This window comes from Bradyrhizobium sp. P5_C12 (assembly GCF_054049735.1).
Window position 1 is genome coordinate 34022 of the sequence record NZ_JBFULU010000010.1, and the last position, 13421, is coordinate 47442.

Genomic DNA, 13421 nt, shown 5'->3' on the forward strand with positions numbered 1-13421 from the left:
CTCGTCAACCGCCTGCGCTACTTGTCCATCCAGACGTCCTCGTAGCGGTATCCGTTGTAGGAGCTGTTCGACATCACCGTGACGCCCTTGACGTAGGGCTGCCAGCAGGTGCCGGCATGCGCATGGAAGATGATCGGGCGGGCGACGTCCTCCTGCAGCTTCTTGTCGATGTCCCACACCAGCTTCTTGCGCTTGTTGATGTCGGTCTCCTGCGACTGCGCGTCGAACAGCTTTTCGATCTCCTTGTTGCAGTAGTTGGTGTAGTTGCGCTCCGAACCGCAGGAATAGTTCTCGTAGAACGACTGGTCGGGATCATCGACCGCGCTGCCGGTCAGATTGAGGCCGAGCATGTAATCCTTGCGCGCGATCTTCGAAAACCAGTTCGCGGTTTCGACGACATCGAGCTCGCCGTCGATATAGATGCTCTTGAGCTGGTCGATCAGGATCACCGCGGGATCGCGATATTCCGCGAGGTTGCGGGTGGAGACCTTGACCGCAAGGTGCTTGTCCGGGCCGTATCCCGCCTTCTGCATCAGTTTGCGCGCCTCCTCGCGGTTGGCGTTCGCATCCGGTCCATAACCTGGAATGCGCTCCAGCATGTCCTTCGGCATGCCCCAGAGACCCTGCGGCGGCGGCAGCATCGTGCCGCCGATATCGGCCTGCCCTTCGAACAGGATGGACACGAAGGCCTTGCGGTCGAGCGCCATCGCCATGGCGCGGCGAATGTCGATGTTGTCGAAGGGCGGCGACGTTGAATTTACGATGATGTTGGTCGAGACGTTTGTGGGCTCGACAGTGCAGACCGCAGTCGGCGACTGGGATTTCACGTCCTTCAGCAGCGGGATCGTGATATGCGTCGGGAAGGTCATGTCGAATTTGCCGGCGACGAAGGCGAGGATGGCCGTCGAGCGGTTCGGGATGATGGTGAACTCGATGCCGTCGAGATAAGGCCGCCCCTCCCGCCAGTAGTCGGGATTGCGGGTCAGCTTGATCGACTCATTGGCCTTGAACTCCACGAACTTGAACGGGCCGGTGCCGATCGGATGCGTGCGCATGTCGCCGGGAGAGACGTGGCAGGGATAGACCGGCGTGTAGCCCGAGGCGAGCAGTGCCAGCAGCGAAGGCTGCGGCCGCTTCAGATTGAAGGAAACCTCGAAGTCGCCGCTGACGGTGACGTCGTTGACCTGTTCGTACCAGGTCTTGCGCGGGTTCTGCCGGAACTTCTGCTGCGATTTGCCCATCAGCATGTCGAAGGTGCATTTGACGTCCGCCGAGGTGAACGGCTTGCCGTCATGCCATTTCACGCCCTGGCGCAGCTTGAAGGTCAGTGTCTTGCTGTCGTTCACCCAGGCCCAGCTTTCCGCGAGCTCCGGAATGATCGTGTCCATGCTGTTCTGCGCCACGTCCTGCTTGTAGATGACGAGGTTGTTGAAGACCGGCATGAAGGGAACATTGAGCGAGTAGGTCGCGCCTTCATGGATCGAGGCGTTGCCGGGGCTGTCGCGGTGGTACATCCGCAAAATCCCGCCCTGCTTGGGCCCGCCGGCGAATGTAACGGTCGAAAACGCCAGCAAAGATAGCGCCGCCGTCGCGGCAAGCGCCCATACGCTCCGCATCCTCGTCCTCCCTGGACATTAGTCTCTTGGGCCTTTTGCGGCCTGTTTGTCAGGACGATAGCCGACGCAGGCGTAGCGAGGCAACCGGCAAGGCCGGCCGCCTCCTCGACAATTCGGATGACGGAAGGCCGCAGGGCTCGTGGCTGGTGCAACGCAAATGTAGGGTTGGTAAAGCCGCCACAAACTCAGTGTCGTCCCGGCCTAGTGCCCAAAATAGCAAAAGGCCCGATGCCCTGGATCGCGAAGCCCGGGCCGCGCTTTGCGGCGGCCTTCGAGTAGCCGACGAAATAGACGATGCGGCCGATGATCCAGACCGCGCCGATTCCCGCTGCGACGGCGTCGCTGATATAGATCGCGAACAACCAGAGCGACGGCAGGAAGACCGGCATCCATTCCAGCGTGTTCATCTGGATGCGGAAGGCGCGCTCGAAATCCGGGTGTCCGGACATCGCCGGCACCTTGACGCCCGTCTTGCTGCGCGACCGCGAGACGTTGATGCAGGTGAAGAAGTAAAACAGGATCGCCAGCAGCGTTACGAGGGCGGTGAGATGATACATCGCTAGTCCCTTGAAAGAGGTCGCGGTTCAATACCCGGTCAGCTCGAGATAGCCAACGCCATCGTGCGTGCCGGCAAAACTGATCGGTCCCTCCCAATAGGCGAAGCCGGTCCCCATCCAGGCTTTTGCATTGAGCGGCTTGCAGAGGATCGAGAACGACCGCGACGGGATCGCGATCTGCCACTCCACCGGCAGCTTGCGCCCCGCGACCTCCGCCGTCGCCCTCGGCACCATCTGGATGTCGTTGCCCGCAATCATCTGCGTGCCGCCCGCGGCGCTGATCCAGTTGCCGAACGGGTAGTCCTTGCCGTCCTTCTGCCGCAACCGGTACAGCATCAGCTTGTCGCCGGAGGCGAGATGCAGCGACAGCCAGTCCCAGCCGGTCTGGTCGGTGTCGAGCGGCTGGCTGCTCCATTCCCGGTCCATCCAGGCCTGGCCCGTGACGTCGACCGGCTTGTCGTCGATGGTGAGGCTGCCGCGCGCGCGAAAAAACGGCTGGCTGTAATAGTAGGATGCCTGCCCGCGTTCGGACTTGCGGCTGAAGCCGCCATCGCCTTGCAGCACGACCGGGCGATTGGCCTCCAGCGTCAGCGCGTAGCTGAAATCGATGCCTGAGGCCTTCAGCGTCAGCGGCGACAGCGTGCGGTCGTCGGTGCGCTCGGACCCCTTGATCTCCCAATCGTCGATCCACGCCGCAAACGGCTTTGCATCGACGCCGGCCTGTCCGATACCGCCGCGCGAAAACGCCTCGCTGAAGCGATGGGTGTCGGCGCGCGTCACCGCGGCATGCGCCATCCACACCTGCTGATTGGCCCAGCCCTCGCCTTGCGGCCCCGGCTGCGTCGCCTGCCGGAACAGCGTCCATTGCAGGCCGCAAGCCGCGCCGCGGCTATCGACGAGGTTCGCCGTCAGATACCACCACTCGATGCGAAACTCCGGATGCGGCCCGTGATCGGCGGGGAAGGTAAACAGCTTTCCCGGCACGACCTGCGCAAAGCCGTCGGCGGTCTCGCCGAGCCCGGCATAACCTTGCGCGCCGGCGCGGCGCGCAAGCGTGAGCGCGGCGATGCCGCCGGCAAAGGCGCGCCGCGAAATCCCATCAGCGCTCATTGGCAAACACCTTGACGAGGGTCGCCGGCTGCATCCGCGCCAGCCGCAGAACCGGCAGCGCTGCGGCCAGCAGCGAGGCGAGCAGCGCGACCGCGACCAGCTCGACCAGTTGCAGCGGAAACACATGGAACGGCAGCCGCCAGCCGAATGCCTTCACGTTGACGATCGCAATCAGGCACCACGCCACCAGCAGCCCGAGCGGCACGGCGAGCAGCGCTGTGAACAGTGCGACCGACAGCGTCTTGGTGAGCTCGATCGCCGCGAGGCGCGGCCGCGTGATGCCGATCGCCCAGAGCGGTGCGAGTTGCGGCAGGCGCGAGTTCGCCAGCGTCAGCAGGCTGGTCAGGAGCGCGATCCCGGCCACGCCCAGCGTGAAGGCGTTCAGGGCGGACGTCACCGCGAAGGTGCGGTTGAAGATGCGGATCGATTCCGCTTTCACCGTCGCCTGGTCGGCGACGCTGCGGTCGTCGAGCGCGAACTGCGCCTGCAACGCCGCGATCAAGCCCGGGATTTTGTCCCGTGGGACAATGAGCCCGATCCGCGTCTGCGGCGTCTGCGGAAACTGTCGGATCAGCGCTGCGACGTTGACCGCCAATTGCCCCTTGGGATTGCCGTAATCGGCATAGATGCCGACGATGTCGAGCTCCCAGGTCCCGCCCGGCGCCGGCACCTCGACGACGTCGCCGACGCGGACGCGCAACTGGCGGCTCAACTGCTCGCTGATGAAGGCGGCGTTGCCCGGCACCAACTGGGTCCAGGCGCGCGGCGCGGTTTCCAGCAGCGGCCAGCGCTCGCGATAGAGCGCGTGGTCGGGAAGGCCGAGCAATTCCACCGGCTGGCCCTGCACTTGCGTCTCGGCGCGGCCGCCCGACAGGATCGCCTGGACCTCGCTACGCTGCTTGAGCCAGTTCCGGATCGCGACGCCTTGCGCATTGTCGGACGCGCTGATGTAGACGTCGGCCGCAAGCCGTCCATTGAGCCAGCCGACAAAGGTGCGGCTAAAAGTTTCCACCATGGTCGAGACGCCGACATTGACGGCAAGCGCGAGCAGCAGCGCCATCAGCGCCAGCGACAATCCGGAGAGCTGCTGCCGGCTGTCCGCCCAGAACCATCGTGCCAGCGGCCCGCGCGCGCTGCGCTGGCCTGCAAGCAGGATGATCTCGAGGAAGGCCGGCAGGATCAGCGCCGCACCCAGCATCAGCGCCGCCAGCACGCCAAAGCCGGCGATCAGCGTTTCGCCATAGCGCAGCAGCAGCAGCGCGACAGCGAACACGGCGCAGGCGGCGGCGCTTTGCAGGATCAGCCAGCGGCGCTGCCGCTGCTGCCAGGCATATGGCTGCGCGGTCGCCAGCACCGGCATCCGGATCGCCTTGATCAGGCTGGTCGCGGCCGCAACGAGCGCGCCGGCAACGCTGATGCCGATGCCGGCGAGCCACCATTCGGGGCGCAGCGTCAGCTGTCCCGGGATCTGCGCGCCATAGAGCCCACGCAGCGATGCCGCGACGTCGGGCAACAGCGCGGCTGCGATGAAATAGCCGCAGGCGAGCCCGATCAGCCCGGCGACCAGCGCCAGCACCACCAGCTCGACTACCATCACCGTGTTGACCAGGCGCGCCGACGCACCGCAGGCCCGCAAGGTGCGCAGCATCGGCAGCCGCTGCTCGAAGGCGAGGCCCACGGCCGAATTCACAATGAACAGGCCGACGAAGAACGACAACAGGCCGAAGGCGGTGAGGTTGAGGTGAAAGCTGTCGGTGAGGCGCTCCAGCTCGGTCTCCGCATTCGGCTCGATCCGCTGCAACTGGTCGCCGACGATGCTTGCGAGCGGCGCGGGCCTGCCCTTCGGCTTGCCGATCAGGAGCCGCGAGACCTGGCCCGGCTTGTTCAGCAGACGCTGCGCCACGCCGATGTCGACCACCAGCACCTCGGGCACGAGTTGCGGCAGCACGCGCAGCGGCGGCAGTCTTGCGCCGTTGCTGATGGACGGCGCCGCGCCTTCCTGCTCGTGCAAATCGGCCAGCGTCTCCCGCGCCACCAGCGTCTGGCCCGGTGGCGCAACGAAGCTCGTCAAATCCGCGGCACCGAGGCGCGGCGCGTTGCCGACATCGGCCGGCAGCGTCACCGGCTCGATGCCGAGCAGCCGCACCGAACGCCCGTTGATCTGGACGCGGCCCTCCAGCACCGGCGAGACCGGCCAGCCCGCGCGCCTGAGCTTGACGAACAGGTCCTGTGAAAAGGTCGCCGCATTCGGTGCAACCAGCATCGCCGTGCGCACGCCGCCGAACGTCGCCGCCGCGCGGTCATAGGCATTGCGCGCCTGCTGGTTGATCGCCTGCACGCCGCTCCACAGCGCGGTCGCCGCGATCAATCCGATCAAGAGCGTTGCGAATTGCATCTTGTGCCGCCGCCAATGGCTCAAGAGCACCGCGAGAACCCACAGCGCGCGTCTCATGCGATCCGTCCCGCGTGCAGGGTGACGTGACGGTCAAGCGTGCCGGCGAGATGCAGGCTGTGCGTCACCATCAGGAAGCCGCAGCCGGTGCGCGCGACGAGGTCGCGCGTCAGCGCCAGCACGTCGTCGGCGGTATCCTCGTCGAGATTGCCGGTCGGCTCGTCCGCGAGCAGCAGCGAGGGCTTTGTCGCCAGGGCCCGGCCGATCGCGACCCGCTGCTGCTGGCCGCCGGACAATTGCTCGGGATAGCGCCGCAACAGGCCGCCGAGCCCGAGCCGCTCGACCAGCTCCCTGTGCCAGGCCGCATCATGCCGGCCGGCGATCCGCGCCTGGAAGGCGAGATTGTCCTCGATCGACAGGCTCGGGATCAGATTGTACTGCTGAAAAACCAGGCCGATCCGGTCGCGGCGCAAGCCTGCGCGCCTCGCGTCGGACAGATTGGTGACCTCGGTATCGTCCAGTCGAATCGTGCCGCCATCGGCGGCGTCCAGCCCGGCGATCAAATGCAGCAGCGTGCTCTTGCCGCTGCCGGATTCGCCGGTCAGCGCGACGCGCTCGCCGCGCTTGAGGTCGAGGTCGACGCCACGCAGCACATGGACCGGTTCGCCGGCCGACGAAAAGGTCTTGGAAAGATTTCGGATGCTCAGCACGATCAATGGCGCCGGACGGAATTAACGGAAATGCTGCGTAGCACACTTGATGCGGAAATGCCGGGTTGCGTTGCCGTCAAAGCCGTTGTTAGCTTCAACAACGGCCAAATCATAAAAGTGCCAAAAAACATACGGGGAGAACGATGAGCGCTCAGGGAACGCCCAAAGCGGCAGGGATGGCGACGGGCAAGACGACGGCGACGCCCAAAGAGACACCGAAGGGCGCCTGGACCATCACATTTCTCCTGTTTCTGTTCATGCTGGTGAACTTCGCCGACAAGATTGTCGTCGGTCTCGCCGGCGTTCCGATCATGACCGATTTGAAGCTCGAGCCGGAGCAGTTCGGCCTGCTCGGCTCCTCGTTCTTCTTCCTGTTCTCGATCTCGGCCATCGTGGTCGGCTTCATCGTCAACAAGGTGCCGACGCGCTGGGTGCTGCTGACGCTGGCGGTGATCTGGGCGCTGGCGCAGTTTCCGATGGTCGGCACCGTCTCCTTCACCACGCTCTTGATCTGCCGCATCGTGCTGGGTGCCGGCGAGGGGCCGGCGTTCTCGGTCGCCGCGCATGCGATCTACAAATGGTTTCCCGACGAGAAGCGCACGCTGCCGACCGCGATCCTGTCGCAGGGCTCGGCCTTCGGCGTGATCCTGGCCGTGCCGGCGCTGAACTGGGTCATCGTCAATCATTCCTGGCATTATGCCTTCGGCGCGCTCGGCGTCGTCGGCCTGATGTGGGTTGCCGCCTGGCTCGCGCTCGGCAAGGAAGGGCCGCTGGAGGACACGCAAGTCCTCGTCGCGACCGAGCCCAGGATCCCCTATCTCCAGCTGCTCACGTCCCGCACCTTCATCGGCTGCGTATTTGCGACCTTCGGCGCCTATTGGGCGTTGTCGCTCGGGCTCACCTGGTTCACGCCCTTCATCGTCAAGGGGCTTGGCTTCTCGCAGAGCCAGGCCGGATTCATCTCGATCCTGCCCTGGGTGTTCGGCGCCACGATCGTGATCATCACCGGCTGGGTCTCGCAGGTGATGATGGCCCGCGGCTCGACCACCCGCATCGCGCGCGGCGTGCTCGGCTCCGTGCCGCTGGTGCTTGGCGGCGTGATCCTGGCCATGATGCCGCATGTGCAGGGCGCGGGCTTCCAGATCGCCCTGCTCGTGGTCGGCACCGGCCTCTGCGGCGCGATCTATGTCGTCTGCCCGCCGATGCTCGGCGAGTTCACGCCGGCGACGCAGCGCGGCGCGATCCTCGCGATCTACGGCGCGCTCTACACGCTCTCCGGCATCATTGCGCCCGCCGTGATGGGCACCGTGATCCAGCGTGCCGGCAGCATGCTCGACGGCTACATGACCGGCTTCACCATCAACGCGGTGGTCATGGTCGGCTCCGGCCTGCTCGGTCTGCTCCTGCTCTGGCCGAACACCGAAAAGGCCAGGCTGACCGCCGCCCCGCAGGCGGCCGCACTGAAGGGCGCGGTGTCGCCGACGTAGTGAGCTGAAGGGCGAGCTACAAATACGATTGTCGTCCCGGCGAAGGCCGGGACCCATACCCCCCAGGGAGTGGTTTGACGAAGACTCGGAGTGGGAGTCCTGTGCTCCAACTCCCTTTCGTGGTTATGGGTCCCGGCCCCCCGTGCGCAATTGCGCACTAGGCCGGGACGACAACTGAACTTGTAGCTACGCCTTCGCTGGCTTCCGCTCCGTGAACGGCGACAGCACCACCGTCGCCAGCATGAAGATCACGGAGGCGCCGAACACCCAGTGCGGCGCGCTCTGGTCCATGATCCAGCCGAACAGCAGCGGGCTGACGATGCCGCCGAGATTGAAGCCGGTGGAGACGATGCCGAAGGCGCGCCCCGCAGCGCCCGGAGGCGCCGCATTGCGCACCAGCATGTCGCGCGAGGGTGCGATCACGCCGGAGAGGAATCCCGCGGCCGTCATCGCCGCGGTCAAGGCCCAGCCCGGCAGCGTCACCAAAGCGATCAGCAGCACGATGGCCGCGTTCGCGGCAAAGCAGGCCGCGGCGACGTAGCCGTGGCGCTCGGTGTGGTCGGCGAGGAAGCCGCCCGCGAGCACGCCGGCGGCGCTTGCGGCGAGGAAGGCCGTCAGCGCGACGTTGGCGGCGGAATAGGAGGCGCCGTAGCCGCTCATCAGCGCAACCACGCCGAAATTGTTGATGCCGGCAACCGAGAGGCTGAGCAGCATGAACAGCGCGGTCAGCGTGATCAGGGCCGGCGTGATCACGGCCTGCCTCGGTTGCGCCTCGTTGCCCGGCTTTTTCCCGTGTGCGCCGGCATCGGGAATGTTCATCAGGAGCAGCAGCAGTGCCACCAGCACGCCGATCGCGCCCGATGCGATCAGCGCGCCGGCGCCGCCGGACAGCGTGACGAGCGCGGCGACGATTGCGGGCGCGACCGCGCCGCCGAAATAGCCGGCAAAGGTGTGAACCGAGAAGGCGCGGCCCATCCGCGCCTCATCCATGTGCTCGGCCAGGATGGCGTAATCGGCGGGGTGATAGACGCTGTTGGCGAGCCCGAGCAGCACGGCGGCCGCGATCAGCGAGGCGTAGCTCAGGTGCAGGCCGAGGATGATCAGCGCGAGGCCGCCCAGCGTGAGGCCGCCGAGCAGAATCTTTCGAGCGCCAAAATGGTCGACGAGATAGCCGGTCGGTGCCTGCGTCAGTCCCGAGACCACGGCGAGGGTGGTCAGCGCGAAGCCGAGCTCGACATAGCCGACGCCCAGCTGGCTCTTCAGGAACGGGAACAGCATCGGCAGGACCAGCAGATGGAAATGGCTGACCCAATGCGCGATCGAGATCCCGGTCAGCGTGCGCAGCGCGCTGTCCGCCTTGCCTTGTTGCGGTGCGGCGAGAACGTCGACCATTGCAGTGCTGTTTCACTCCCTGGAGGCGCGCAAACTATCGGGGACAGCGGTTATTTGTCCATGAACGCGGGCGCATGGCAGGTAGCGCGGGCGGGGCGTTATGTGTCGTCCCGGCGAAGGCCGGGACCCATAACCACCGGAGTAGTTTGGCGGAGACTCGTAGTTCGGTACGGCGACCAATCACAATCGAGGGATCACGCAGTATGGGTCCCGGCCTTCGCCGGGACGACGGCGGAGTTTGAAGCGCAAGCGCGACCGCTCTTCACAACGGCTCATCGTCATTCCCATAACGATCACGTTTCGGCGTAGCGATGTCGCCGTCCTCGTCGTCGTCATCGGTGTCGCGCGGCGGCGATGGCTTTTTTGCCTTGTCGTCCGCCGTCTTCGTCTTGGGCGGCTCGCTCGGTTTGGCGGTCTTGGCCATGGCTGTTCCCGGATGGTGATGCGTCATCCGCTTCTATCCCGAGAATATGGGCCGTGCCCGACTTATCTCAAGCTCGCGACGTCAGCCCCGTACCACCGGTCCGCCCGCCTTCTTCCAGGCATCGATGCCGCCGGCGATATGCGCGGTGTTGGTGAGGCCGGCCTCCTTGGCGGCTGCCACCGCCATCGCCGAGCGTTCGCCGAAGGCGCAGAAGAACACGACGCGCCGGCCGGTGGCGGCCGCGACCTCGCGCAGCATGCCGCCGGGCTTCAGGCTCTCCTCGACGCTCGGATAGGGCGTGTGCAGCGCGCCTTCGAGCATGCCGTGCTTGGCGCGCTCGTTGCTCTCGCGCAGATCGACCAGCAGCATGTCCGGCCGGCCGAGCGAGCGGATCGCTTCGACGGCGCTGAGCGCGCGGCCTTCTTTTTCCAGCTCTTCCTGATGCAGGCCGACATGCATGTTGGCGGGCACCGCCACATCCATCATCTTCGGATTGGGCAGCTTCAGGTTGGCCATCAGCTCGATATATTCGTCGACCGAGCGGACCTGGAGCCGCGGATTGTAGCGCTTCTCCTCGCCGATGGTGGAGACGGTGTCGCCCTTGTAGTCGTGCGCCGGGAACACCAGCGTCTCCTCCGGCAGCTTGAGCAGCCGGTTGAAGATCGATTCGTACTGGGCGCGCGACGAGCCGTTCTGGAAATCGGTGCGGCCGGTGCCGCGGATCAAGAGCGTGTCGCCGGTGAAGACGCGGTCGCCCATCAGATAGGAGTAGGAATCGTCGGTGTGTCCGGGCGTGTACATCACGTCGAGCGACAGGCCCTCGATCGTCACCTTGTCGCCGTCGGCGACCCGCATCGCCACCACGTCGGCCTTGGTCTGGTCGCCCATCACGGTCATGCAATGGGTGCGGTCGCGCAGTTCGCCGAGGCCGGTGACGTGGTCGGCATGGAGGTGGGTGTCGACCGCCTTGACCAGCTTGAGGTCGAGCTCGCGCAGCAATTGGCAGTAGCGGTCAACCTTCTCCAGCACCGGATCGAGGATCAGGGCCTCGCCGCCGGGGCGGCTGGCAAGAACGTAGCTGTAAGTGCCCGAAACGCTGTCGAAGAGCTGGCGGAAGATCATGGCAAGAGACCCGGCGTGGAACTGATTGCAAATTCTACTACGCCGGGGACCAAAAAGAGAAGTAATCCACTGCCTAAACAATAAGATTTGGAAGATTTTTATTGCGACGCAATGATCCCACGGCTGGCGGCGCCTCGGGCGATGCGGAGCAGGTGCCACAAACTCGGTGTCGTCCCGGCGCAGCTAATTCGTCACTGCGTACCGGTAAACGCGAACTGCTCCCCCAACGTCGTCCTGGCGAAAGCCAGGACCGATTACCCCGACTGATTGTTGTTGCGGCAAACTGTGGCCAGCGTGTTCTATAACCACGATCGCCTGTGGAAATGGGTCCTGGCTTTCGCCAGGACGACAGGGGAGCCTCAGGGCCTCACCACCGTGTACCCGTTCTCGCTGAGAAACAGGATCTGCCCGACCCCGACCTGCACCGGGGTGGCGACGGGGATGAATTCCGGCCGCTTGCCCGTCTCCCGCTCGATCGTGTCGACGGTGTTGAGGCAGATGTCGAAGCGGACGCCCTGCGCGATCAGGCTTTCGACCTGCTTGCGGCGGTCGCTGGCGGCGAGCAGCAGGTCGATGCCGGGGCCGAACGCGACCACTTCGATCGCGACCTTGTCGGGATCGTAGTGCTTCAGCAAATTGTTGGCGACGCTGAGCACCAGCGCCTGCTTCTTCGCATCGCCGTCGGAGAGCTGGAGCACGATCTTGTGCTCGGCGAACGGCTTGTCCTGGAGCGGCACCTGCTGCGCCGAGGCCAGCGGCATGGCGGCCCAGGCGAACAGCGCCAGCAGCATCGCGCGAAGGATTTGCGAATGCGTCATCCCTGTCCTGCGATGCCGGGATTGTCCTCGACGCCCTTCAGGGTGACGCCGGAGCCGAGGCGCTCCGGCATCATCCGGCCGGAACGCAGATATTTGCCGACGACGTCCCACACCGGCGTACCTTGCTGGCCGTTGACCGAGGCCCAGCCGGCGACCTTGTAGCGATGGGTCTCGGCAAGCGATTTGCCGTTGCCGAGCCTGATCTCGGAGATGCGGTTGCCGATCGCGGCGGTCGGGGTGCAGGTGTAGCTGAGGCCGCCGGCACGCACCATGTCGCCGCCTTGCTGATAATAGGGATCGGCGTTGAAGAGGTTGTCGCAGACGTCTTCCAGCACGTCCTTGATCTGGCCGCCCGTCATCTCCTGCACATAGGTCTCGGGATAGCTGATCGCGGTTTCCGCGAGCACGTCCTCCATGGTCAGCGGCTGGCCGGACAGTGCGGTGACGCCCCAGCGGAAACCCGGCGACAGCGCGATCTCGGCATCGAGCTCGGCGCGCAGCGCGGCGCAGATCAGTTCGTCGACGGGCCCGGAAAAATTGCCGCGGCGATAGAGCAGGCGGTCCGGCGTCGCGATTTTCTCCGACCAGTCCATCACATGCGGTGCGCGCAGCCGGCCGATCAGCTCGGCCATTGCGGGATCGGGCTTGAGCAGTTCGGAATAGACCGGCAGCAGATGATATTTGATATCGCCGACCTTGCCCTTGGCGAGGTCGAGATCGAGCACACCCAGGAATTTTCCGTTGGAGCCGGCATTGGTGACGAGCGTCGTGCCGCCCGCGTTCTTCACCGCGACGGGCTGCGGGACGGCATCGTGGGTGTGGCCGCCGAGGATGACGTCGATGCCGGTGACGCGGCTCGCGAGCTTGAGGTCGACATCCATGCCGTTGTGCGACAGCAGGATGACCGCATCGACCTTGTCGTGGCCGCGCAAGCCATCGACGTGCTTCTGCAACTCCTCCTCGCGGATGCCAAAGGTCCAGTCCGGCGTGAACCGCTTTGGATGCGCGATCGGCACGTAGGGAAAGGCCTGGCCGACGATCGCGACACGATGGCCGCCGAGCTCCCTGATCGTCGACGGCTTGAACACGCGGCCGCTCGCCTTGTCGAAGGCGCTGGCGTCGTTGAAGGCGGCCTCTTCGGTCAGGAAGACGTTCTGCGCCAGAAACTCGCCCTTGAAGCGCTCGAGATTGTCGCGCAGCGCCTGCTCGCCATAGGTGAATTCCCAATGGCCGGTCATCGCCTCGATGCCGAGCAGATTGGCGACCTCGACCATGTCGCGGCCCTGCATGATATTGGCGAGTCCGGTGCCCTGCCAGAGGTCGCCGCCGTCAAGCAGCAGCGAATGCTGCTCGCCGGCATCGCTGCGCAGGCGGTCGACCAGCGTCTTCAGGTGGGCAAAGCCGCCGAGCTTGCCGAAGCGGGCGGCGGACTTCTCGAACTCGAAGCAGGTGAAGGCATAGGCATCAGCGCTGTCGGGCCGGATGCCGAAGCGCTCCAGGAAGGCGCGGCCGACCAGATGCGGCGGCCGTCCCGCCATCTCCCCGATGCCGATATTGACGCTGGGTTCGCGGAAATAGACCGGGTTGAGCTGCGCATGCGTGTCGGTGATGTGCAGGATGCGCGCGTTGCCGAACCGCTCGATGTCGTAGATGCTCGCGGCTTCGGCGCCGCGCGCGAGCCGCGGCAGTCCGGCCGAGACGGCGGCAATGCCTGCACCCTTCAGAAAGTCGCGGCGGCGGATGGCCATCTCGAATTCTCCGCGCCCCTCAATGATCGCAAGATCGTTCCACGG

The 13421-nt window shown here is 65.4% G+C and carries 11 protein-coding genes; 1 reads left to right on the forward strand and 10 read right to left on the reverse strand.

Annotated elements, in window-relative coordinates:
* Window positions 1-17: 17 nt before the first annotated feature.
* From ACXJMY_RS11775 to ACXJMY_RS11795, 5 genes are all read right to left on the reverse strand, one after another.
* On the reverse strand, window positions 18-1616 hold the full coding sequence (locus ACXJMY_RS11775; protein ID WP_456619495.1) for an ABC transporter substrate-binding protein: 1599 nt from the start codon (window positions 1614-1616) through the stop codon (window positions 18-20).
* 185 nt (window positions 1617-1801) lie between these two features.
* A complete protein-coding gene (locus ACXJMY_RS11780; RefSeq protein WP_456619496.1) occupies window positions 1802-2173 on the reverse strand; it encodes an MAPEG family protein in 372 nt (123 codons plus the stop codon).
* Between the two features lie 27 nt (window positions 2174-2200).
* Window positions 2201-3283, reverse strand: a complete 1083-nt coding sequence (locus tag ACXJMY_RS11785; RefSeq protein WP_456619497.1) for a lipocalin-like domain-containing protein — start codon at window positions 3281-3283, stop codon at window positions 2201-2203.
* A complete protein-coding gene (locus tag ACXJMY_RS11790; protein WP_456619498.1) occupies window positions 3273-5735 on the reverse strand; it encodes an FtsX-like permease family protein in 2463 nt (820 codons plus the stop codon). Before ACXJMY_RS11790 ends, ACXJMY_RS11785 begins: the two co-directional genes overlap by 11 nt.
* Window positions 5732-6385 (reverse strand): ABC transporter ATP-binding protein, encoded by a 654-nt coding sequence (locus ACXJMY_RS11795; protein ID WP_456619499.1) that lies wholly within the window; start codon window positions 6383-6385, stop codon window positions 5732-5734. The genes ACXJMY_RS11790 and ACXJMY_RS11795 overlap by 4 nt, the downstream gene beginning before the upstream one ends.
* A gap of 143 nt (window positions 6386-6528) precedes the next feature.
* Here ACXJMY_RS11795 and ACXJMY_RS11800 point away from each other — a divergent pair, with 143 nt between their 5' ends.
* Entirely contained in the window at window positions 6529-7872 is a 1344-nt protein-coding gene (locus tag ACXJMY_RS11800; RefSeq protein ID WP_456619500.1) for an MFS transporter, read from the forward strand.
* A gap of 186 nt (window positions 7873-8058) precedes the next feature.
* Here ACXJMY_RS11800 and ACXJMY_RS11805 read toward each other — a convergent pair whose 3' ends face one another.
* The 5 genes from ACXJMY_RS11805 to soxB all read right to left on the reverse strand — a co-directional run bounded on the left by ACXJMY_RS11805 (window position 8059) and on the right by soxB (window position 13376).
* Entirely contained in the window at window positions 8059-9264 is a 1206-nt protein-coding gene (locus ACXJMY_RS11805; RefSeq protein WP_456619501.1) for an MFS transporter, read from the reverse strand.
* Window positions 9265-9526: 262 nt separating this feature from the next.
* The gene (locus ACXJMY_RS11810) at window positions 9527-9688 is read right to left on the reverse strand and encodes a hypothetical protein (RefSeq protein WP_456619502.1); all 162 of its coding nucleotides are present in this window, start codon (window positions 9686-9688) and stop codon (window positions 9527-9529) included.
* A gap of 81 nt (window positions 9689-9769) precedes the next feature.
* On the reverse strand, window positions 9770-10810 hold the full coding sequence (locus tag ACXJMY_RS11815) for an MBL fold metallo-hydrolase (protein WP_456619503.1): 1041 nt from the start codon (window positions 10808-10810) through the stop codon (window positions 9770-9772).
* Between the two features lie 359 nt (window positions 10811-11169).
* Complete coding sequence (locus ACXJMY_RS11820; protein ID WP_456619504.1) at window positions 11170-11628, reverse strand: DsrE family protein; 459 nt, start codon at window positions 11626-11628, stop codon at window positions 11170-11172.
* On the reverse strand, window positions 11625-13376 hold the full coding sequence (soxB, locus tag ACXJMY_RS11825; RefSeq protein ID WP_456619505.1) for a thiosulfohydrolase SoxB: 1752 nt from the start codon (window positions 13374-13376) through the stop codon (window positions 11625-11627). The genes ACXJMY_RS11820 and soxB overlap by 4 nt, the downstream gene beginning before the upstream one ends.
* Between the last annotated feature and the right edge of the window lie 45 nt (window positions 13377-13421).

Bases quoted from the DNA above. Each gene is read 5' to 3' on its own strand.
- ACXJMY_RS11810 (WP_456619502.1), bottom strand. From the start codon at position 9,688: ATGGCCAAGACCGCCAAACCGAGCGAGCCGCCCAAGACGAAGACGGCG.
- soxB (WP_456619505.1), bottom strand. From the start codon at position 13,376: ATGGCCATCCGCCGCCGCGACTTTCTGAAGGGTGCAGGCATTGCCGCC.
- ACXJMY_RS11815 (WP_456619503.1), bottom strand. From the start codon at position 10,810: ATGATCTTCCGCCAGCTCTTCGACAGCGTTTCGGGCACTTACAGCTAC.
- ACXJMY_RS11780 (WP_456619496.1), bottom strand. From the start codon at position 2,173: ATGTATCATCTCACCGCCCTCGTAACGCTGCTGGCGATCCTGTTTTAC.
- ACXJMY_RS11790 (WP_456619498.1), bottom strand. From the start codon at position 5,735: ATGAGACGCGCGCTGTGGGTTCTCGCGGTGCTCTTGAGCCATTGGCGG.
- ACXJMY_RS11775 (WP_456619495.1), bottom strand. From the start codon at position 1,616: ATGCGGAGCGTATGGGCGCTTGCCGCGACGGCGGCGCTATCTTTGCTG.
- ACXJMY_RS11800 (WP_456619500.1), top strand. From the start codon at position 6,529: ATGAGCGCTCAGGGAACGCCCAAAGCGGCAGGGATGGCGACGGGCAAG.
- ACXJMY_RS11805 (WP_456619501.1), bottom strand. From the start codon at position 9,264: ATGGTCGACGTTCTCGCCGCACCGCAACAAGGCAAGGCGGACAGCGCG.
- ACXJMY_RS11820 (WP_456619504.1), bottom strand. From the start codon at position 11,628: ATGACGCATTCGCAAATCCTTCGCGCGATGCTGCTGGCGCTGTTCGCC.
- ACXJMY_RS11785 (WP_456619497.1), bottom strand. From the start codon at position 3,283: ATGAGCGCTGATGGGATTTCGCGGCGCGCCTTTGCCGGCGGCATCGCC.